Genomic DNA, 22,285 nt, shown 5'->3' on the forward strand with positions numbered 1-22,285 from the left:
CCCTACGGGCACCCGCCCCCGAGAACAGCCCCCGGCACCTCCTGGACACGTTCCGCGCGCACAGCGACGCCGTCGCGACCGCCATCGCCTCCACCGAACTCGCCAAGGAACGACGGCGGAAAGCGACCACGACGCTGGACCCGGCCCGCCGTGCCGCACTGCTGAAAACCGCGACCACCTACGAACAACTGGCCTTCGACGACTGCCGGGAGCTGCGGGAGTACCGGCAGCGAATGCGCGAGCGCGGCCTGGTGCCTCCGGCGCTCCCGGACGAGCTCGCGTTCGTCGATGACATGGTCAACGACTCCGAGGACGATGCGTGAAAAAGGGTTCCACCAGTAGGCGGTGTTCCTGCCGCAACCCCGCGACCGGCACCGCGTACGGGACGGGCTGCCCCAAGCTGTCCAACCGGCGGCACGGCGCCTGGAGCGTTCTCCAGGAGCTGGAGCCCCGACAGGACGGGACCCGTCGGCGGTTCCGCCGCAGTGGCTTCGCGACCGCGGCCCAGGCCACCGACGTGCTGAACAAGGTCCGCGCTCTCATGGCGATACCGGAGAAGGACGATCGGACCGGTCAGCTGGCCATCAGCGATCTCCTGGAGGAGTGCGCCGCGGCCAATGAGCCGCTTCCGGACTACGACGAAACCCGGCGGCGCTTCAGGGTCGGAGAACCACTCGACCCCAAGACCACCGTCGAGGAGTGGCTCAAGGAGTGGCTGGCCGGGAAGAAGCGCCTGCGTCCCAACGGGGTCAAGCGGTATGAGGTCGACATACGGGTCCACTTGAAGCCCCATCTGGGCCACCTGCGGCTCGACAAACTCCGGGTCGCCCACATCAGCAGGATGTTCGAGGCGATCAACGAAGCGAACATCGAGATCACGGAACAGAACGCCCAGCGTCGGGCGGCCGTCGACGAGCTGAAGTCGATCCCGTTCAAGGGCGCGGAGAACCGCCTCCGCCGGCAGCACCTCAAGGCGGCCATCGACCGGATGCCGCCCTTCCGCCGCCCCACCGGCCTCAACACACAACCTCACATCAAGGCCACCCTGCGCGCCGCGCTGAACGTCGCGATCGCCCAGCAGCGCATGCCGAACTTCAACCCGGCCGAGCACGTCGAGCTGCTGCCCGGCGCCAAACCCAAGGCGTTGATCTGGACCGACGAGCGCATCGCCCGCTGGGAGGCGACCGGGGAGAAGCCCTCTCCGGTCATGGTCTGGACACCGGAACAGACCGGGCGCTTCCTCGATCACACCGAGAGCCACCGGTTGAGGGTGATGTGGCGGCTCATCGCCTTCCGTGGGCTCCGTCGTGGCGAGGGCTGCGGCCCTCGCTGGGTGGACCACGACTACGCCGGCTCCTCACTGGCCGTGGCGACGCAGCTGGTCCAAGACGGCTGGGAAGTCATCGAGGGAGCCCCCAAGACCAACAGCGGCATCCGCGTCATCGCGCTCGACAAGGAAACCAACGAGGACCTCAAGGCGCACTGCGAGCAGCAGGAGCGGGAGCGCGCCGAGTGGGGTGACGCGTGGGTGGAGACCGGCCGCATCTTCACCGAGGAGAACGGCACCCTGCTCCATCCCGGCAAGGTCACCGACCTCTTCGAGCGTCTCGTGGCGGAGGCCGGGCTGCCGCCCATCCGCCTCCACGACCTGCGCCACGGCGCCGCGACGCTGATGCTCGCGGCCGGCGTGGACGTGAAGGTCGTCTCCGAAACCCTCGGTCACAGCGACACCCGTATCACCCGCGACATCTACCAGGCCGTCCTCGACGACCTCGCCCGCGAAGCCGCCGAAGCCGTCGTCCAGCTCGTCCCCCGGGCCCGCGGACAGCGCCACCTTCGGGCGGTCCCCGATCAGTCGACCGGCTGATGCTCAACCCCGGCAGGGAAAGCCCGGGGACGAGCGAGACCGGGATGGCTCGTGTCCCCTGGCCGTCGTGCCCCTCCGAGGTCTGCTCTCCCCCGCGAGAGAGACAGATCTCCGCCAGGGTGATGAGGGGGTTGGGTGGCTGCACGTCGCAGCGGCGCAGCATCCGTTCGGGTCTACACCGGTAGGAACGGGCTTGGCCTGCCGTGCCAGGAGATGCGCAAAGCGTCGCGAGCTCGGGTGATGGCGACGAAGAGCTGGTTGCGGCTCTTCTTGAGTTCGCGTTCGTACCGCTTGGGGTCGGTCGTCTTGTACTTCTCGATGAGGGCGTTGCGCGGGAGGATGCCGTCGCACACCCCGACGATCGCGATCTTCTGGTACTCGAGCCCCTTGAAACGGTGCATCGTTCCGATGTGAACCTCACCGCCGCCCTGTGGTCCGTCCTTGGTGAGGGTCGCTGTGGTGATGCCGTGTTTTGTCTCCAGGTCGGCAGCGACCCGGCCGGCCATGTCTCCGTCGGCGACGCAGACGGCCATGGCACCGTTGGGGTCGCGCACGGTGCCGTCCTCGGTTGGCCGGGTGATCTCCGCGCGCCACTGCTTGAGCGCCTCGGCGAGCCGGGTGATCTCGTCGGTCCAGTCGGCGCAGGCGACGTATTGGGGGGATGGGCCGTGCAGCAGCGAGTGGTAACCGTCGAGGGTGTCGGTGCCGTCGTCAAGGTCGTCGTACGTGGCCCCGTGGACGATCTTGGCTGCCTGGTGGAGGATCTCCCGGGTGGTGCGGTAGCTCAAGGTCAGTTTTGAGGAACGGCCACGGATGTTGATACCGACGGTGGAGAGGGTGACCTGCCGGTCGTAGATCCGCTGGTGGGTGTCGCCAGCGATGAACAGGTCATTCGGGCCGGGCGCGACCATGGCGCGCAGCATCTTCCAGTGGGCCGGGCTGAGGTCCTGGGCCTCGTCGACCACGATGTGCCGGTACCGGTGACGGAGGTAGCGCATGGCGGAGCTGTTGTCGTCGAAATGGATCAGGTCCCCGCCGCCGATGGCCTCCTTGTGTTCGGCCCGGGTCCGGATCTTGCGGGCGCGCTCCATCTCGTAGCGGGCCGCGCGTTCGGCGGCTTGGGCCCAGGTCTCGCGACCCAGTCCGTTGAGGCGCAGGGTGAACTGGTCGAGCAGCTTCCAGATGGCCGCGCGTTCGGGCCGGTTGAGGGCGCGGCCCATACCGGCGCGACGGACCTTGAAGTAGTCCTGGCGGGTGGCCAGGGATTGGCCGAGGACGATCTGTTCCCATTCGTCGAAGAGGAACTCGGCGTCCCAGCGCTGTTCGTCGTGTTCGAAGAGAACCTCGCGCAGGATGTCCAGGGCCCGGTCGTCGCTGATCAGGCTGCGCTGCGCGCCGGGGGCGGTGTTCTCGGTGAGGACCCCTTGGGCGAGCTGGTCGATGTGCTTGATGTCGATGCGGCTCAGCAGTGCCGGGTCGACGAGTGAGGTGAGCCGGGAACGCAGGTCAGCGGTGAGGTTCTTGGTATAGGTGGTCAGCAGGATCGGCTTGCCGTGGCCGGGGGGCAGGGCGGCCGCGAGGCGGGCGACGCGGTGCAGGGCAATGATGGTCTTGCCGGTGCCGGGTCCGCCGCTGACCCGGGCGGGCTTGCTGTAGTTGCGTTCGACGATCTTGCGTTGGGTGGGATGGAGGTAGACCTTCCACGCGCGGAAGTCGCCCTCGGCCAGGACGTTGCGGATGTCGTCGTCGACCGTGGTGACCGCGGTCCGGGTGAGAGCCGCGCTCATGTCGTTCTCGAAGCCCGGTTCGAGCTCGGTGGAAGCGGGCTGGGTGATTTCGCGTTCGACCTCGTCGACGGTCATGCCGGAGCCGAGCCCGGTGAGGACCTCGGCGGTCAGGCGCGGTGCGCCGGCGATGAGTTGGTCGAGTTCTTCTTCGGCGGTGACGGTGAGGGCAAGGTCGATGAGGGCGTCTGCGACGCCGAGGCGACGTAGGTCCTCGGCGTCGCAACCGAGGAGGAGTGGTTCGGTGGTAACGGCCGGCTGCTCGTTCTCGGCGGGCGCGGGGGTGGGCGCCACCGGTGCGTCCTGCTCGTCCGGGGAGGGAGTGAGCTGGAGCCCCGCCCGTTGGAGCACGCTCTGGCCGACCACGCCAAGGTCGACGAACTCGATTTCACCGGTGATCCGGTTGATGGCGACGCTGAGCTCTTCGTACACGTCCTTGCGGTGGCGCACCGCGACGATCAGCCATTGCTGCACGCCGTCGGCGCCGCTCCCCGCCCGGGCGAGGAGCGCCCGGTAGGAACGATCGATCTTGGCACGGTGGATCCGGCCATCGCCCTTGAGTGGCTTGAGGTCGAGGCTGGGGTGATCGGGGTTGAGACGGAACTGGTGGCAGAAGTCGTAGAACTTCGTCTTGACCGACGAGTCCATCTTGTAGAGCTCGTTTTCGGCCTTCTGGTAGAGGCTGAGGCGTGCGGTCATCGTGCGGCACTCTGTTCTTCCGAGTCGGGACGGGCGTCGGCGTCGGGGAGGGCGACAAGGAGGGTGTCGAGCTCGGCGAGCCAGTCCTCGGCCGATCGGATCGTGAAGCCGGCGTCGCGGTAGGCCCTCCAGGTCTTGTCGCTCTCGTCGTCCTCCTGATCGTGCTGCTCGGCCATGACGGCGATCCGGAGGTCGCCGTGGTCCCAGACGAAGTCGGCGAGCCACCCGCGTTCGCCCAGTTCATAGCCATAGGCAGGGGCCTTTTTGCCGCTGTCGGCCAAGGCGTGGGCGAGGCGGGTGAGAGGGGCGTCGGGTTCGTCCTCGTCGAGGTATTCGAGGACCTCCCGGTCCCACAGCAGATCCCGCACCGCCGCTTCCAAAGGCGTGTCCCGGGACGCCGGCGAGGGCGCGAGTTGATGAGAGAGGGTGTTGGTGCCGTACCGCACGACGAGGGATTCGAGTTCTCCGATGCCGCCGAAGACCTTGAGCATGGCGGTGTCGAAGCGGCCCGCGGTGGAGGTGGTCAGTTGAATGCCGTCGCCGCTGTCGTGGGCAAGGAACTGCAGGATGTTGGACCACTGGAGCCAGGAGCGCCAGCGTGCCTTGTGTTCGGGTGTGCCGAGTTGGTCAGGTGTGGTGTCGTCGAGGCAGGCCAGAGCGGACCAGCGGCCGGTGGCGGCATCCACGAGGATGGCGACGGGCAGGCCGGATCGGTCGCAGGTCTGGAAGAGGTTGAGCGTGCCCGTGCCCTGGACGGGAGCCGGGTCGAGACCATCGGTGCGGCCCCAGGCGTCGAGGAGGTGATCGAGTGCGTGGCGGGTCTGATCGAGGGTGCCGTTGCCGACGAGGATTTCCCTGTCGGTCATGAGGAGCCCGCCGATGACAGCCGAGGCCCGCTTCCCCCAGGCCGCTTTGTCGGGGCTGCGCAGATACGCGAGGAGCATGGTCATCGGGTCGGTGAAGGCGGTGTCCGCGAGGTCGTCGCCGCGGTGCTCGGCATAGAGCCGCTTGGCGACGTCCTGGGCGCTGCGGAGATAGGGCGGCCATACCGGTTCGGCCGCGTCCCGCCCCGCTGCGGATTCCGCCGTGTCCGTCTGCCGCTCAAAGGCGGCGAGGTCGTCCCAGGTGAGCTGGAATACTGTCCGGCCTTCCGCGCGGAGTCGGTTGCGCTTGTCGGCATCGCCGGCGAGCCGATTGTGACGGCGAGTGGCGTGGTAGCGATGCCCGTCGAGGTAGACGATGATCTTCTGCTTGGGGCCGTCGGTGCGTTCGAAGGTGAAGTCGGTACGGGTGAAACCCTCGTTGCGCTGGGGGGTCAAACGCCACCCGTGCACGGTGCCGAACTCGTCGAGACGCAGGTAGGCGCTGTTGTCGCCGCTCTCCTCCAGGACGGCGTCACCACGCTGTCCGACCCACCCGCGCAGGGCCCTGAGAAAGCGCGCCTCGAGGTCGGACTCGACCTGTCCGTCGAGTCCGATCTGGTCGGTGTTGCCGACCGGCTTGGTGACCCATGCGTCGGTGTCGGTGCCGAGGAGTTCGTCAAAGATCTCCAGAGCGGCCTGACGGGAGACGCGCTCGATCTGCTGTTCGTCGGCGTAGCGGTACAGGCAGCGGTGGCAAGCCGGCCCGCCCTCTCCGTTGCAGGGGCACTCCACCAAGAGCCGACGTGCGCCTTCGAGCACCTGCCGGAAGGCCGCCGGGTCGGTGAGTCGATCGAGGTAACCGGTGCCGTGCGGGAGACGGTCGTACAGCACGAGGAAGTGACGCTTCTCAGCGGTGTCGCGGTCCGGCATGGTGGCGAGGGTGGTGTCGAGGTGCTGTGGGTCGCCCCCGAAGGCGTCGTCCACGCCCAGCCGTAGGGCTGCCTGGAAGGAATGCACCTTCTCCTCGACGAGAACGGTCGCGGCGGGCAGCAGGATGCGCAGGGCCTCGGTCTCCAGCTCGTGGGCCAGCAGGACGGCTTCCTGCGGCACGCCCTTCCTGCCGCGTCGCAACGGACACCAGGGGGTGTGGTGCTTGAGTTCGCGCTGCCGGTTGGCGGAGTTGTCCACGGCATCGCGGTCGTCGTCGAAGACCGGGCGTCCGTCTGCGCTCGCAGCTCCGCAAGCGGTACACACGTGGAACGGCGCGATACGCACGGGGCGCCCGGCGAGCTGGTCGTTCTCCTGGGCTCCGATGCTGAGCGGTCCGGTGTTGACGCGACGAATGACGGCCCGCCGGGTGTAGTCGACGCCAAAGATCTCCTTGGTGTGTCGCCAGGACTTGCCGGCGGCGAAGTCCTTGGGGTCGATGTCGACCATATCGACGACGGTGTAGAAGCGACGCTCCCGGTCATCACTCTCGTCGCCGATCCTGGCGTCTTCGCGCTTGTCTCGGGCCGTGACGACGCTGGGCTGCACGATCTGCCACAGACTGCCGGAGTCGGCGATGCCCGCCTCTCCGCAGCGCGGGCACGGCGTGATGTCGTTCTCGGCGTTCTCGGTCCGGACGTAGCCGCATGAGGGGCAGAAGCGCCAGTGGCGCCAGTCGTGGTCCCGGCCGGTGACGATGTCGATGCCGGTGATCCGGTGCTTGTAGCCCTCGGCGTAGAAGGTGTTGCCGGGGGCGAGCTCGGAAAGGGCGAAGCCGCGCGGTCGCCCGTAGGAGAACGATTTCGACTTGTAGCGGTCCCGTCCCTCGGGCGTGGTGCCCTCGGGCCAGAACACGGTGGCATCGAGAGTGGTCACGGCATCGATGAGGGCATAGTTGGGCAGCAGGCCGAGGTCGCACAACACAGCCTGAGCGGGCCGGCGCTGACGCGCGGCGCCCTGCTTCGAGACGGCACCCAGTTCCGCCTCCAACTCCGCCTTCGTTCCGGCCTGTTCGTCGTCTCCTTCCTTGAGCTCGTCGATCGCCGAGCGGATCGTGCGGATGCGGGTACGCAGCTTCTGGTTCTCGTGCTCCCACTCCCGCTCGGCCTTCTCGATCGCGCTGCGGATGCCCCGGACCGCGTACCGCCTCAGTTCTTTCCGGGCCGTCTCACTCACGCCGGTCGGAAAAAGCGCGAGGAAGCCCGAGGCGAGTTCCTCGCCGTGGGCGAGAGCAGCCTCGGTGAAGTCGGTGAGGTAACCGGAGGGGCCGAACAGCTCATCGACCCGGCGCGGCAGTGCCGCCAGCGGCTTGCCATCCTCTCGCAGCAGCCGGCCACGCGCCGCGAGGTCGAGGAGGTGCGCGGTGTACTGGCGGCGCAGGATCTCGATGGCCGAGAGATACGAGCCCGGCGGCACGATTCGTCCGTCGATCATGTCTCGTGGCCGGTCGAGGAAGTACAGGTCACGGCGAGTGCGGTCGGGGATGGTCAGCAGAAAGGCGTTACCGGTACGGCGGCCGGCCCGGCCCGCCTGCTGGACATAGTTGGCAGGCCGGCGCGGCAGGGCGCCGAGGACGACGGCGGACAGGTCGCCGATGTCGATACCCATCTCCAGAGTGGGCGTGCAGGACAGCACGTTGGGATCGTTGAAGCCCTTGCCGTCGCGGAACGCCTCCTCGACGCGCTCGCGCTTGCCACGGGAGAGCAGTCCCGTGTGCTCAGCCGTGATGACCTGGTAGGTGCCGGCGCGCCGGTAAAGACTGCGGTAGTAGTCGTCGCGGTAGTCGCGGTCCCGATCATGCCGGTCCACGGTCTCCAGCCACCGGTCACCCGCGACGAGCCGTCCATTCGCGCAGCGGTACGCCAGGCAGGGCTGCCCGTGATACTGGGCCAGCAGCGAAGGGTGAACGGTCTGCTCCCAAAAACACTTCGGGCAGCGCACATACGATTCGTTGACCCGGGCATCGGGCAACAACTGCAGACACACGGCACCTGGTTGGAGACCGTAGAGGCGGACCGCCGTATCGCGCGGGGTACGCGCCGCGAGCAGTCCGGCGTCGGTGAGTCGCGGCAGCAGCCGCACCCAGAGCTCATCGGCCTGTTCACGGGTCATGTCGAGACAGCGCTGGGCCCAGGTCTGGTACCAGGACAGCCGCCCGGCTGCGAAGTCGAACTCGCTGCTCTGCTTGGGTCGGGCGAGGAGGAAGGTCGGGGCGGAGACCCCCTTGGGAAATGCCTTCATGCCGCGCGGACGGCCACCCCAGATGAAGTAACGGCTGGTGCCGGCTTCGTCCAGAAATTTCTCCAACCATCGGTGTCCGACCGCCCCTTTTCTGCGCAGCCGGTCCAACAGACCGCGCAGAAAGGCCAGATAGCGGGCGTCCTCGTGCTCGGTGAGTGCCCGCCCGCGGTGAGTGGACTCCTCATGGACAGCACGTACGATCGCCACGGCTGCCCGCTCGTCCGGAATGCCCACCCACGCGGCGGCGGTGCGGGTCAGCTCCAAGGTACGGCCGTTGCGGGAACGGTGGCCGAACTCCATCACGGCCTCAAAGGCGAACCGTTCCCCGATCAGGTCCCAGGTTCTCCTGTCCCCGCCGCGGCCCTTGCCCGACAGCAGACGCGCCACGCCCGTGTCATCGTGCAGATCCGGTGGGACGACGGCGGCGAGGGTCTCGCGGTCGGTGGTGGCCGCGACGACATCGGCGACGAGGTCGTTGAGCGCGCTCGGTCGCTGCTCGCTCAGGTGTTTGGCGAACAGGGCCCGCAGGGAGAACGTGTACGACCGGGAGGCGACGAAACCGGCCCGGTGCGCGGCATCCTGCACCGAGTCGTTGAACATCAACGTCTTCGTCTCACGCTGCTCCTTGTCCATCTCCCCGCCGGTGAACAGCTGGGTGACGGACGCGGCGGCGAGCGCGGCAGCACCCGTACCCAGGAAGCGGATCGCGTTGTGCGTCCCGCAGGCCGGGCACCAGTCATCCTTGGCGGCCCGCTCGGCGGTGTCGCCGAGCTGGACCAGGACGAAAGCCGAATCGGGGCCGGCCGGCTGCGGATCACCCTCATCGTCGTAGTCGGCCCGGGGATCGGGCAGGTGCAGGCGACTGGACGTGCCGTCGAGCACCATGAGCACGCCGACACCGCCGGTGGTCAGTGACTTCTGCGCCGCCCGGTCCATGGCGGTACGGCCGTTGCCCTCACGGGCCTCGTTGTCCGTGGCCGCCACCAAAGTGCGCACCTTGGCCTTGTCGGCGGTCACCGTGGCCCGACGGATCTTGTGGGCGTCGAAGCTCAGCTCCTCCAGGTCCGACTCAGGGGCGAGGACCGACCAGCCGGACCGCCCGCACTCGCGGCAGTACACCGCGGGCAGGAAGACCTTGGTGTCGCGCGAGGTGGTCGTGTTGGGTGTCGCACGCCGCTGACTTCCCCCTCCGGCCATGTCCCAGGCGAACTCGGCCCTCGGCCAGGGCAACACACCACGCAGCATCCGCGTGACGGACCGCGCCCACTGATGCACCTCGACCTGCACGAAGGGCCGGTTGCTCCCGGTCGGCGCCTCCGGATCACGTGCCACGGACAGCAGGGCCACGAAACGGGCGAGGGCCAGGACGGCGACCTGCGGCCGCGTCGTGATCGCCTCATCCCAGCTCTTCGCCCCGCTGCGGCGCATCACGTCCAACACCTCGTCGTAGGTGCGCACGGTGCCGTCGAATGCGTTCAGGACCGCGTATGTGAGCCGGTTGCGCTTGAGTGCGGCACCAAGGGCTATCGGATCGATGGTGCGGCTCCCGGTGACCGCCTCGGCCAGGTCCGCGAGCGCTTCGGGGCCGGATGCCGGCTCCGGCAGAGCGGTCAACGTCTCGGGAGGCGCGGCCTGGCCGGGAAGAAACTTCGCGTCCAAGATCGATTCGTCGAGCATGAACTCGTCGACTGTCAGTCGGTCCTCCCCCACGATGGCATCCTCGGTGAACTCGACACCGAAGACATTGGTGGCCACGGAGAGCAGTTGCCGTACCCCGTCCTCCCCGGTGCCGGACGCGAGGGTTGCGGAGGTCGCGATGGGGGTGATCGCGCCGAGCGGACTATCGGGTTGGCTGGCACCGACAGCGATGGCCAGGCGCCGCAGCAGCATGGCCACGTCTGTGCCCTGAGCACCGTCGTAGGTGTGAAACTCGTCGACAACCACATAGCGGATGTCGCTGCCGTCCCACAGCGGCGTGTCGGCAGCACGCTGTAGAAGCAGATCGAGCATCTTGTAGTTGGTGATCAGAATGTCCGGTGGGGAGAGCTGCATGTCCTGGTGGCGGGTGTAGACCCGGTCGTAGTGCGTCGCCGCCTTGTCCCCGATGTAGAGGCCGGCGCGTACGCCGCTCAGCTCCTCGTATTCGGTGAGCAATTTGTTGAGGCGGACCGCCTGGTCGGAGGCCAGAGCGTTCATCGGGTAGAGAATGATCGCCTTGACCCCGGTGTTCCCGGCCGGGCGCTCGCGGGCGCAGTGATCGAGAATGGGGTAGAGAAACGATTCCGTCTTGCCGGACCCCGTACCCGTTGTCACGAGGGTCGGCTGTGGGTAGTGCCCATCCTTCGAGGTGAGTCGGGCGAAGGCACGGGCCTGGTGCGCGTACGGCGTCCAGCCGTCGGTGCGCACCCAGTCCAGGTGCTGCTGCCATCCGTCCTCGGCCGGCGTGAACGGCGTACGCAGCCGCAGGTACGGGCCGCGGAACATTCCCGTGGTCTCGTCCCCAAGGAAGGCGTGCAGCGCTTTACGAGCGCCCTCGTCCGCGAGGCCGTACGTCGTGGACAGGTACTGGAGCAGGCTCTCCTTGAGCCCCTGTGCTTCGAGGGTCGGCCTCACTGGTTCGGGACCTCCATCTTCACCGGATCCCACAGCCCCTTCGCCGCAGCCTCGTCCAGGCGCTTCTTGAAGTAGGCGTGGGCCTCCCGCATCTCACGCTCACGGTTGGCCTTGTAGAAGGGGGCGGTATAGCCATTGGGGGTGAGCGCGTCGGCGTCGGCCGGGGCCGGAAGAACTCCATTCTTCTTGGGGGCTCCGACGGCGGCCAGGTAGGTCTCGAACTGGGTCCAGTGCTCCTTGGTCTGGTCGAATCCGTACGTGTAGCGGTCCCCGGCAATCTTCCGCTCATTGGCGTCGAACCAGGTAACCCGGTCGAAGTCCTGCATGATCGGGAAACGAGCCCGGTACATGGCGAGGAGCGTGTCCGCGTCGATGCCGAGCCATACGGCGACAAGAGCGTCGATCTCGACCAAGGCGGCACGACGGGCGTACTCAGTACGGAGGGAGGTGTCGCGCTGCCAGGTAGGAGTGACGTCATGCAATTCGGTCGCGAGGTGGGGCCATTCGATAGCCCACGACTCATAACTGCTCCACTTGGGGTCGTAGAGCTGCTCCCAGAGGTCGGCATAGGCGTTGGTCAGGGCGTTCAGGCGGAGTGTGCGGAGGAGGAGGGCGGAGGCCAGGGGATGGTCGTCCTGGGGGGCAGGTAGCAGCTTCGCCTGGTTTTCGTGCAAGTGTGTCCACGCAAGCGTCCGCAAGAAATAATCAATCGGCAGTCCTGACCAGAACCCCCCAACCAGTACAGAATGCCGCACTGATGAGACGAAGGCACTACGGACTCCCCCTACATGAGTCACGTGGCGAGGCAACAAGGCAGCATACAAGGCACGTTCAGTATCGGGAGCAATCTGGTTTCGCCACGCCCAACGAAAACGCTCACTATATGGCGTGCCGACCTTCGAAATCAGGAACTTCTCGATCTGCCCATCCGTGACCTCCTTCAGCTCTATCTTACGCATCTCTGCGATCCTGAACCGGGCCCGCGCACGCTCCTCCTCTGACGCAAGGAGCGCTTTACATCTCTCCCAATCGGGCCACCTATCCTGCTCCTTCAGGAACACGTCACGGGGAGCCACACGCCGGTACTCCGACTCCGGAACTGCGTCGTCCGCGAGCACTCTCGGATCGAGGCCGCGCGTCTCACCACCCCCCTGACTGGGCTGCTTAAACATCGGGTTGGCAACGCCGATCTGCGACCCCTTAAGGATGACGTCACTCCACACCCTCGCGTAGTAGTCCTCCTGGCCATCAATTCCGGTGTTGTACTCGATAAGTCGCTGGTTCTTCTCCGGACCGAATTTCGCCTTCTTGGCGCCGCTTTCGTGGTACCCAGGCGAGATGTCAGGACCCAGCGCGCCAAGTCGCAAGGCATACGTGCCAAGCGCGTCAATCGCTGGGTCCTCCGCCGTACTCACTGGCGTGAGTAGACGCGTGTGCTCCAGCGGAACGTCATCGCCTGCCAGTCGGCGCCACCGTCTGAGGGTGTCGGGTGTAACTCGGACCACTCGCTTGGGGTGAGGGCGTTCGTCCCAGTCTCCGTTGTACTTAACACCGGGATCGACACCAACATCTTCGGCGGTGACAGAAAATCGAAGCGAGTCGACGGTGAAGAGCCACGACAGCGAGTCGAATGAGATATCTCCTCTAGCCCCGTAGATGTGCACACCGAAGTGGCTGGACCGCCCCACCGGCGGCGGGAAGAAGCGGTTGCCCGCATTGACGAAGTCACCATGCACTATTAGTCGCCGGTACGCGGCTTCACGCAGCACCGCCTCTTTGTCGCCCGCGAAGTGGGTGCCAGGATGCACCATCCCAGCCGTCCCACCGCGTGCAGCGTGGTCCCACACCTCACACATGAACGCACGGTACAGATCAGGCTGGCTTCCCGAGATCAACGGATAGACGGGCGATGCTGAGAGGTAACTCGCCATCGTCACCGTATTCGTTGTCTCTCCACGCAGATACTCCCGTACCTCCTCTTGCGCGAGCTCGGCATCACGTCGACGGTTCTTGTCCTCTGCCTTTGGCTTCTCCGTGAGCATGAACCACGGCTCGTACTCCGCGAGGACCGGATCCTCCTTCCATTCCGGCCGCACCCACGGTGGGTTGCCCACCTGAAGGTCGAAGCCCCCCACCTCACCGGTGAAGACGCCCGCGAAGTCCAACTCCCAGTGCAGGAAGCCCTGCTTCTCGGCGATGTCGCGGACTAGGCGCATCCACGGATACCGCGTCTCGACCGCTTTCCGGGCTTCGTCCATGCCCATCTCGGCTTGGATCAGGTCTTCGAGAGCCTTCAGCTCCTCGAGGGAGTCAACTGTTGTGGCAAGGGTGTTCTCCGGCACAGGGGCGGTACCGAGCATGGACTCCAGGAAGGCGATCCAGTCGTCCAGCTCCGCGAGCGGGATGACGTCCCGGCGGCGCACCAGCCCGCCGGTCTTCTTAGGCGTGGAGGAGGTACGCGCCTTCTTGACCTGCTTCTTCTCCACGAGTCCGTCGTCGTCCCCGCCCTCACCCAAGAACATCTGGTCGCCGTCCATGGCGAACAACAGGCCGTTCTCGACGAACTGAGCTACGGGTGTTGGCTCGGGTGTTGGCTCGGGTGCAGGCTGCTGCTCGCCCGCTACCGACGACAGCAGCGAATCCAGGTCGGCCCCTGCCTCGACCGTCACCACCGGAGCCGTGTCGTACTCCACGTCTGTGCCGTCCAGCAGTCCCACCTTGTCCAACGGCCAGAACCACAGCGCACACCACGCGTCCATGACCTGCTTGAGCCGCCAGTACGGCGCCCCCTCCGCCTCGAAGAGGTCCTTGAAGACCTGCTCCTTGGTCAACGGCAGGCTCCGGTCGGGGTTCTGCTTGTCGCGGCGGAGGAAGACGTACTCGGCCACGTCCTCCTCGTGGTCGGTCCCCCACACTTCGATGGTGCGGGCGATCTCCCGTTCGCTCAGTTCCATGCGCTTGGCAACGAGCTTCCAGAGGAACTCGACCCGGCTGGCCGCAGCCTGCAGGCGGGCGAGCTGGCTGCTCTTGCCACCCGTCGTCTTTGGCTTGGCCTTGATGCACTTCTTCCAGGTCTTCAGCTGCTCCACCTGTGGCCCGGCGAGCTGCTCGACGAGTTTCTTCGCGTCTCCGCTCGCTCCCGCAACCGCGCCCCAGCCAGGGGCGGGTAGGAGGAACTGATGTACTGCCCCATCCGGGAGTGGCTGCTTCGCGCCGCCCTCGGGCGCTCGGAACGGCAGCTTGGTCGGCGTATGTGCGCCGATGGTCCGTTCCTTCTTGATGCGCTCCGCCTCGTAGACCCAGCGTCGTGCGCCGATGAGGGAGTTTCCGCGTCGCAGGTGGAGGCCGAACCAAGGGGCACGCATACCCGGGTGCATGGTGTTGAGCCACAAGGACACCTCGGCAAGCTCCACACCCGTCGCGTTCAGATCGATGCCGTACGCGTTGTGGAGGGCAATGTACGCCTTCACCTTCTGCTTGGCGTCGAGCGTCTTCGATGTATCGAGGCTAACGCCCAGCTCCTCTTGGCGGCGCTTGAGGTACTCCTCGGCGACCTGATTGATCGCCTCGTTGAGGAACGCCCCCGAACCCAGGGCCGGCTCGCAGATCGTGTATCGCAGCAGCTCGCTCGCGCGTGTCCGGACCGTGTTGCCGTCGGCGTCCTTCTCCTGGTCGAGGCGGTGTTTGAGCGCCAGCTCGACGGTGACCTTGGTGAGGGACTCCGGGGTGTAGTACGAGGCGGATGTCTCGCGGTCACGGCCGGCCAGGCGGTAGACGAACGTGCCCGGGGCGTACTTCTTGGGGCCGCGCAGGCCGTACTGTTCGGCGTCCTCGGCGGAGTACACGACGTGCGTGTTCTCCGGGTAGTCGTTCAGCCGGTGAGCGGGGATGAGCCAGGAGCCCTTCTCCGGGTCGCCGTACTGCTTGCCGCCCTTCTTCGCGCCGGGCTTGGCGACCTCGGCCAGTTCCTCCTCGGCGATGATGCCGGTGTAGGACATCAGGCCTTCGTAGACAGCGCCGAGCTGGTTGATGCCGAGGTTGCGGTAGGAGATGAAGCCGCCCTGCCGGCCCTTCTGGGCGGCCTCCTTCATGGTGAGCAGGCGTAGCACCTGGTGCAGGGCCTCGTTGCGCAACCGCAGGTCCAGCCACCGCGGTGGCTCGTCCCCGTCCTCGTCCCAGCGGGGATCCAGGACACGAGTGCCGATGAGGGTGATCGCTTTGGCATCGAACAGCTCGCTGCGTAGCGGCTCGAAGCGCAGGCCGCGCTGTTCGCTGCGCTGGTCGGCGGGCTTGTGATCGTCGGCTTCGGTGCCATGCGGACGGTGACCGTGGTTGACCTTGTTGAAGAGGACATCGAGGGAGACGAAGAGGTGGAAGCCACCCCGACTGTCCTCATCGACCAGCTTCCGGTCACGCGCCACCAGTTCGCGCAGTCGGGCGATCGAGTAGCCGGCCTCGTAGGTGGAGTCATCGGCGGGCAGGATGCCCAGCTCGGGGCGTGCCTCGGCGTACAGGAGAAAGAGGATGCGGTAGAGGTAGCGCAGCGATTCGCGGGTGAGCTGCTTGGCGAACGGGCCCTTCTTGAGGTCCTCGATCTCCCGCGGCTCGACCTCCGCCTCTCGCAGGCGGGCCAGCACCTCGTTCGCGATGATCTCGACCGAGCGTTGGAGCCCCTTGCGGAGCTCGGTGTTGACGCCGACGGCGTTGTCTCGGGATGCCTTGATCAGGTCGTCGATGCGTCGGCCCTTGCCGTCCGGGCGAGGCGCGAGCATGTCGTGGGAGAAGAGGGTGGCGAGGAGGGCGAGTTCGCCCATCTTCGCCGTGTCGTTTCGGGCGAGGGCCGCGTCGAGGCCGGCGGCGAGGTAGCGGCCCTCGGCCCAGGCGTTGCGGTCGGCCAGGACGATCACACCACCGCAGAGCAGCAGAATGAAGCGGGGGGCGTCGCCGCCGGGTTCGTGCAGTTCGCTTTGGAAGAGCCAGTCCGCCAACTTCTCGCCGACTTCGAGGAGGCCGTCAGCGGTCTTGAGGGGGTGGAGAAGTCGTCCGGCCCCTTCGGGGTCGAGAGCGTCGTCCAGAGTGGCGGTCCAACCACAGTCAAGGGCGACGACCCCGTCTCCATGCCAGGCGACGTGAACTTCGTACTCCCTGCCCGCGTTGTGCACGGTGACCGCCTCGGGCCGGTCACCGTAGCCGAGGGCTTTGAGGACAGCGGTGTGCCAGGTGGTGATGCGCTCGGCCCACTCGCCCGTCGGATCGTCGTAGGTGCTGCCGAGATCTTCCTCGGTGGCGCGGGAGGCGAGAAAGGGACGCGTGGTGGTCTGGTACTCACCACGGAGCCGGGGCAGGAGTTCGCGTGGCGTGGGCTGTGGGTCGTATGGATCCGTCTCGCGGCTCGTCCACAGCGCGAGCAGGCCCTCTTCACCCACCTTGGTCCGCTTGAGGGTGTTCTGCAGTTCCTCGCTGAAATAGTGGGCGGAGAGGTACTCGCCGCGGTTGGCGAAGGAGTCGTAGGTGTAGCTCATCGTGCGGACTCCTCATCGTGCGCGGCGGACGCGGTGGAGGTGTGGAGAGGTTCGAGGACGCCGAGGACCCGCAGCATCGGGTCGCCATCGGTACGTAGGCGGCGTACGAGGTCGCGGCGGCGAGCAGCGGTGTCGTACACCTCCTTACGACGGTGCTGCTGGTTGCCTACGGCGATCAGGGCCCCCTGCTCCCAGACCTGCACCCGGTCCTCGTAGGGGGCCAGATAACGATCAACCTGCTCGTCGTAGTCGGCGCGGCGTTCTCGCATATGGGTCTCAGCCACGTCGACGGCTGCGGGAACGAGATCCTGGAGAAGGACGGGATCGACGGGACGCCCACGGCCTGGCATGTCGGGTCCGACTCCGCAGGCCGTGAGGAACGCCGAATCCATCCGCCAGACCCGGGGAGCGGCCTCGGCGAGACCGGTGACGGCCATCCACTCCACGACCGTCGGCTTGCCCGCCGCGTTGGAATAGACGCCTTGGAGGAGGTAGACCGGACCGGTGAGGGCTGCGGGCAGGGCGGCGTCGATCCGTTTGGCCTTGTCGAGGTCGGGTCGGTAGGCGAGGACAAACGCCTCGTCGTAACGGAGCTTGGCGAGGACCTTGTCCGTCACCCAGTCGAGTACGGGGTGGATATCGGACACGTAGGAGACGTTGGGCCACTGGGAGGTCGGCTGCTCGGACTTGCCCTGCTTGGCGTTGCGAGCGGCTTCCAGCCGATCGGCGGCGTACTGCTTGTCGAATGTGATGCGCAGCGTGCCGTCGTACTTGGATGTGGTGAGGATCTTCTCCTGCTCCAGGTACGACTTCGGCAGCTCCCGAAATCGGTACTGCAGGTCGGCGGGAGGGGTGAACTCGATACGACCATGGGCCGTCTCGGGCCTCCAGTTGAGCGCTTCGCGTTCGGCCTGCGGGTAGATCAGATCCATAGCGGCGTGGAAGTACGCCTTGGTGTCGGCGAAGACATGGGGCACATCGGCCTCGGGCACCGGGGCCGTGCCGAGGATGGCAGGAGTGGCCGCCGGGTCGGCAAGCCTGGCGTTGGCGCCGGCGAGGAGTCCCGCGAGTACCCCACCGGACTCCTGCTGGGACTGCTTGATGGAGCGTTCGACGGTGCCGCCCTTGATGAGGTCGCGGGTGAGGCGGTCCTCTTCCTTCTTGTCGTTGTAGAGGCCGGTTACCGCCTCGGCGCTCCCCTCGCCGGTCTCGATCTCGTGCGCCTGGGCCTCGCGCCGCAGGAGGCGGGTGCCGACGAGCCGGTCATCGAGCGTGAGCATCTCGCCGCTCTCCTTGTCACGCCGCCACGGCACGTCGGCGATGAGAGAGAGCGCCCGGAACTCGGGGCTGACCGCCTGCCCGTAGCGGTCGATACGCCCGTTCCGCTGCTCGATGCGGATGAGGGACCAGGGAAGGTCGTAGTGGATGAGATCGTGGCACTGGTGGTGCAGGTTGACGCCCTCGGACGCGATGTCGCCGGTGAACAGCAGCCGCACCGGCTCATCACGTCGGCCGAAGCGGTCGACGATCTTCTGCTGCTGCTGGTCGTTGGTGGTGTCCCCGTGCATGACCTCGACGGCTCCGCCGTACATCTTCCACGGGCGCGTCTTGTCGACCTTCGTCTGGTTCTTCGTGAAACCGAGCCGGGACGGGACCACCCGGGCCAGCCAATCCAGGGTGTCGACCCGCTCGGAGAAGATCACGACGCGGCGCTCGGAGCGCGGGCCGACGCCGAGGTCATCCTTCAAGGTGCGCACGAGGGCATCGAGCTTGGCGGAGTCCTGGTCGGTGAAGTCCGCTACCAGTGCCTCCAGTTCTGCGAGGGCCTTGCTCTCGGCCGCGAGAGCTGCACGGCGCTCGGGAGTGTCCGCCGCGGCCTTGCCCTTGGTCTTGCCCCTCGCCATACGGCGCTTCGGGTCGTCCAGGTATGCGCGGCGCTTGGCGAGGGATTCCCTCAGGGCGACGTGGGAGGAGAGGAATGCCTTCAGGAAGTTGTAGCCGACCAGCGGATCGGCGCAGACCGACGAACGCTCGGGGTCGCCCGGGGTCCACTCACTCCCCAGCTTCTCCAGAACGGCGACCTCCTTCGGCGTCGCCGGAGCCGGCACCGGCAGTGAGTCACCGCGTTCGGCCCAGGGCTTGCCCTTGAGACCGTCGCGCACTTCTCGGTCGGTCTTGGTGCGCCTGATGTAGAGGTGGTCGAGAGCGGCAACTTTGTAGCTCTTGGGATCGGCGATCGCCGCCGGATCGAGCATCTGGATCAGCTCGGCGAAGGACTCGGCGTCACCGTTGTGCGGAGTGGCGGAGGCCAGGATCAGCGCATCGGTCCGCTTGGCGAGGCGGCGGGCGAGGCGGTTGTTGTGGGTGCCCTTGTTCACGACATTGTGCGACTCGTCGATAACCACCGCGTCCCAGGTGATGTTCTTCAGGTGGTGGGCGTATGTCGCCGACTTGAGGGTGTCGACGGAGACGATGACCCGCTTGAAGTGGGCGAACGGGTTCCGACCTGCCGGGATCTCCTGCTGGATGCGCTGGATACCGGTGGAGTCGAGTCGCACCAGCGGCAGGGAGAAACGGGTCCACAGCTCACGCTGGAACTGCTCCAGCACGTGGGCGGGCGTGACCACGAGAATGCGCTCGCCACGTCCCCTCCGGATCAGCTCCGCGAGCGTGATGCCGATCTCCAGCGTCTTGCCCAAACCGACGACGTCGGCGATGAGTAGCCGGGGCTGTGGGTTTCGCATCGACAGCGCCAACTCGGCGGGGCGCAGCTGATGCTCCTGCCGGTCCATGAGGAAGGAGTCGGCGAGCGCGAGGCCGTGCTCGGTCTGCGGCAGCGCGGTCTTACGGATGACCGCCTCCAGGTAGAGGCGGGCTTTGGCGTGCTTGGAGGTGTGGTCGGGCACGAGCCGGGTCTTGCGCGGGTCGAGTACGTCGATTTGGTCGAGCCCGGAGTAGAAGATCGCGTCCGTGCCACGGACGAATGAGGAAACCCCACTGACCTCGACCAAAAACCCGTCACTGGACTCCGCGACGGACTTCACGAGCCACTGCTCGTGACGTATTCGGACCTGAGCGCCGGGGGCGAAGGCCGGCCTGGTATTGGTCGAGTACGCCGACTGTGCCGTATCGGCGTCACGCGCCTCAGGTAACTCCGGCTGCATCGCCGTGGTCACGTGGTGCTCCTCTGTGGACTGGGTGTTCGTGATGTGCGGTGTGCCGGGTCGGGGTCCGAAAGTGGCCGACCGGTGAGGCGGGCGTCAACGGGATGGGGGCGGCGTTTCTCACCCTTTGTACCGCCCTCCGGACCGGCGTTGCCGACGAAAGGATGAAAAGCGCGGTTCAGCGCTTCGGCCAGGTGAGCGTCGGCCCCGCCGCGTAACGCTCGCGCAACTTCTCCGCGACCCGCAGGGAAGCGGGGGGACGACCCCGTTGTGGCCCGGGCCCAGCCGGACTGCCGTTCCCGGGCTCGGGTCGCTGTGAAGACACGGGTACGGGCGGGGGTGAGCTCTCGGCCGGAATGTCCGGACCGGATTCGCCACCAGGAAGCTGGGCCGGAATATTCCCCCCGGGGAGGGCCGACTCTTCGCGCAGCAGCCTCTCGAGCGAGTCGAGCCGATCCAGCATCGGCCCATCAGGCTGGGGCTGCACCATCGTGGGGTGGCCCTGCGCAGTCGTCTCCTGGATCAGGGCTCGCCGTGCACGAGCCGGACTCGTACCCAGTAGACGCATGAGGTCGGCACACTGCCGGGTCACCTCCTCCAAGGAGGGGCGGTCCTCCGTCTTGTGCGCCAGCATGGCCCTCACGATGGGGGCCAGTTCATCGGGCAGCCCGGACAGATCGGGGCTGATCTCGGGGTTGACCACCTGCGCGGCAACCGCCTCCCACCGGACGCCGTCGTACGGGTAGTGCCTGGTCGCCGCGTACAGAAGTACAGTGCCCAGGCCGTACACGTCGGCAGCCTGCGTCACACCCAGCTCACCCAGGGCCTGCTCGGGAGGCATGCAGCGAACTGTGCCGATGACCACACCGGCCTGTGTGAGCGACCCCTTGGATGCCCCGACGAAGGCACCGAGGCCGAAGTCGATGATCACCGGGCCGAAGTCCCCGAGAACGACGTTCTGCGCCTTCAGGTCACGATGTACCAGGCCCGCTGAATGCACGGCGGCCAGTCCTTCGGCCAGCAGCGCGCCAAGGCTCGCCACGAGTGGCGCGGACAGCGCGCCCTGGTCCTTCACGACATCGGAGAGCGGGCGACCGGGGACGTAGTCCATGGCCAGCCAGGGCTGCTCGGCGAACGGGTCCGCCTCGATGAAACGGGCCACACGGCCCGTGCCCGAGATCGTACGCGCGATCGCCGCCTCGCGTTCGAATCGGGCGCGCGTGTGCGGATCCGTACGGTCGGGCCGGATCACCTTCACGGCGACCGGTTCACCCGCAACCGAGTAGGCGAGATAGACCTCCCCCATCCCGCCCGCGCCGAGCCGCCGCTCGACAAGGTACGGACCGATACGCGACGGCACAGTCACGTCGCTCACCCCCACCCCCTGACTCCCACAACGCCGGTACCACCTCGCGGGGCGCACCCATCCCGTCCCGCCGTGAGAGAAGAGGGCCGAGAGACATGGATACCGACGAATTACCGCCACAGCCTACTGATCGGCACCCCGCTGGAGAAAGCGGTCCGCCGCCTGAAATATGGACCGCGCTGCTGTATCAATCGCCGAGTCGGCGGAGCTCGCGGGCGAGGGTGGCGTCGTGGCGCATGGTGCGGGCGGCGCCGGTGTCCACGTCGGTCTGATCGTGGTCCTCGCCGCAGGGGCAGATGCTCCACTCGGCTTCCTCGATGCGGGCGATCGTTCTGTCCAGGTGGTCGGCGAGTTCGTCCAGAACCCCGACGGGGACCATGGAGCCGTCGTTCCCGGCGGGGTCGGCGGTGAGGGTCGCGCCGAGCTCGGTGGCCAGGTCCATCAGGTGGGCGGCTGCCCGGCCGTCGTGGTTGGTGGCGGCGTACTTGCCTGCTTGGGCGGCGGCCATCACGAGGCGACCGAGCGTGCCGAGGTCGGCTGGGACGGTGCGTGCGTCGACCCGGACCGGGCGGACGGCGTGCACGTCCTCCGCTCCGTCGAGCCGTACATCGGCGGCTCGAACGATGAGGTCCGCCACGGTCTCCGGGGACACGAGGTGGAGAGCCTCCTCCTCGTCCAGACCGATCCGTTCGGCGGTCACGGTGACCACTTGGGCGAGCACGCCCCGCACGGCGGTCGGCTCGACCTGAAGGCCCCGGGTCAGCAACACGGCGTCGGTCCGGGCCGTGAGGCTCCTGAAGGCCGGCGTGGCACGGATATCGGTCACCGCTTCAACCTACGGCCCGGGTTGTCGGAGTCATACAAGAACGCGGAGACCGGAAGGCGACCGTGCGGAACACGTCCCGGCCACCCCTGTGCACGCGCGTCGCGCTGATGGCCACCCCTTGGCCACCCCTGCCCCGGTCGAGCCCGGGAAGCGGAGCGGATTCGACTGGGCGTCAGGGCGAATCAACGAGAAAGGCCAGGTCAGAGGGTGTCTGACCTGGCCTTCGGCGGAGCCGCCTAAGGGAATCGAACCCTTGACCTACGCATTACGAGTGCGTCGCTCTGGCCGACTGAGCTAAGGCGGCATGTGCCGGAGCCAGTCTACACAGCGCCGGGGCCGGTCCGCGCACACCC

At 67.1% G+C, this 22,285-nt stretch carries 7 protein-coding genes, 1 tRNA gene and 1 pseudogene; 2 read left to right on the top strand and 7 right to left on the bottom strand.

Annotated features, from left to right (window positions below; all coding sequences use genetic code 11):
- Together FNQ90_RS00570 and FNQ90_RS00575 are read left to right on the top strand one after the other, a co-directional pair.
- A pseudogene (locus tag FNQ90_RS00570) lies at positions 1-323 on the top strand (helix-turn-helix domain-containing protein); the annotation flags it as partial.
- Entirely contained in the window at positions 320-1,867 is a 1,548-nt protein-coding gene (locus FNQ90_RS00575; RefSeq protein ID WP_182604434.1) for a tyrosine-type recombinase/integrase, read from the top strand. The pseudogene FNQ90_RS00570 and the gene FNQ90_RS00575, both read left to right, overlap by 4 nt.
- 173 nt (positions 1,868-2,040) lie before the next feature.
- On the opposite strand, the gene FNQ90_RS00580 is transcribed toward FNQ90_RS00575, so the two are convergent.
- From FNQ90_RS00580 to FNQ90_RS00610, 7 genes are all read right to left on the bottom strand, one after another.
- Positions 2,041-4,350, bottom strand: coding sequence for a UvrD-helicase domain-containing protein (locus FNQ90_RS00580; RefSeq protein WP_182604435.1), 2,310 nt, complete (start codon positions 4,348-4,350; stop codon positions 2,041-2,043).
- On the bottom strand, positions 4,347-11,054 hold the full coding sequence (locus FNQ90_RS00585) for a DEAD/DEAH box helicase (RefSeq protein WP_182604436.1): 6,708 nt from the start codon (positions 11,052-11,054) through the stop codon (positions 4,347-4,349). The genes FNQ90_RS00580 and FNQ90_RS00585 overlap by 4 nt, the downstream gene beginning before the upstream one ends.
- A complete protein-coding gene (locus tag FNQ90_RS00590) occupies positions 11,051-16,576 on the bottom strand; it encodes a hypothetical protein (RefSeq protein ID WP_182604437.1) in 5,526 nt (1,841 codons plus the stop codon). Before FNQ90_RS00590 ends, FNQ90_RS00585 begins: the two co-directional genes overlap by 4 nt.
- Positions 16,573-19,620, bottom strand: coding sequence for a DEAD/DEAH box helicase (locus FNQ90_RS00595; protein WP_323379706.1), 3,048 nt, complete (start codon positions 19,618-19,620; stop codon positions 16,573-16,575). The genes FNQ90_RS00590 and FNQ90_RS00595 overlap by 4 nt, the downstream gene beginning before the upstream one ends.
- Before the next feature lie 298 nt (positions 19,621-19,918).
- Positions 19,919-21,106 carry a serine/threonine-protein kinase gene (locus FNQ90_RS00600; protein ID WP_323379707.1) on the bottom strand — a complete coding sequence of 396 codons (1,188 nt, stop codon included), beginning with the start codon at positions 21,104-21,106 and terminating at the stop codon, positions 19,919-19,921.
- A gap of 187 nt (positions 21,107-21,293) precedes the next feature.
- A complete protein-coding gene (locus FNQ90_RS00605) occupies positions 21,294-21,932 on the bottom strand; it encodes a hypothetical protein (protein WP_182604439.1) in 639 nt (212 codons plus the stop codon).
- 230 nt (positions 21,933-22,162) lie between these two features.
- A tRNA-Thr gene (locus FNQ90_RS00610) sits at positions 22,163-22,236 on the bottom strand.
- Positions 22,237-22,285 lie beyond the last annotated feature (49 nt).

This window comes from Streptomyces alkaliphilus (assembly GCF_014141535.1).
In the GTDB taxonomy this organism is placed as follows: domain Bacteria; phylum Actinomycetota; class Actinomycetes; order Streptomycetales; family Streptomycetaceae; genus Streptomyces; species Streptomyces alkaliphilus.

What these genes read in the sequence shown, in the direction of transcription:
- FNQ90_RS00590 (WP_182604437.1), bottom strand. Translation starts at nt 16,576, where the DNA reads ATGAGCTACACCTACGACTCCTTCGCCAACCGCGGCGAGTACCTCTCC.
- FNQ90_RS00580 (WP_182604435.1), bottom strand. Translation starts at nt 4,350, where the DNA reads ATGACCGCACGCCTCAGCCTCTACCAGAAGGCCGAAAACGAGCTCTAC.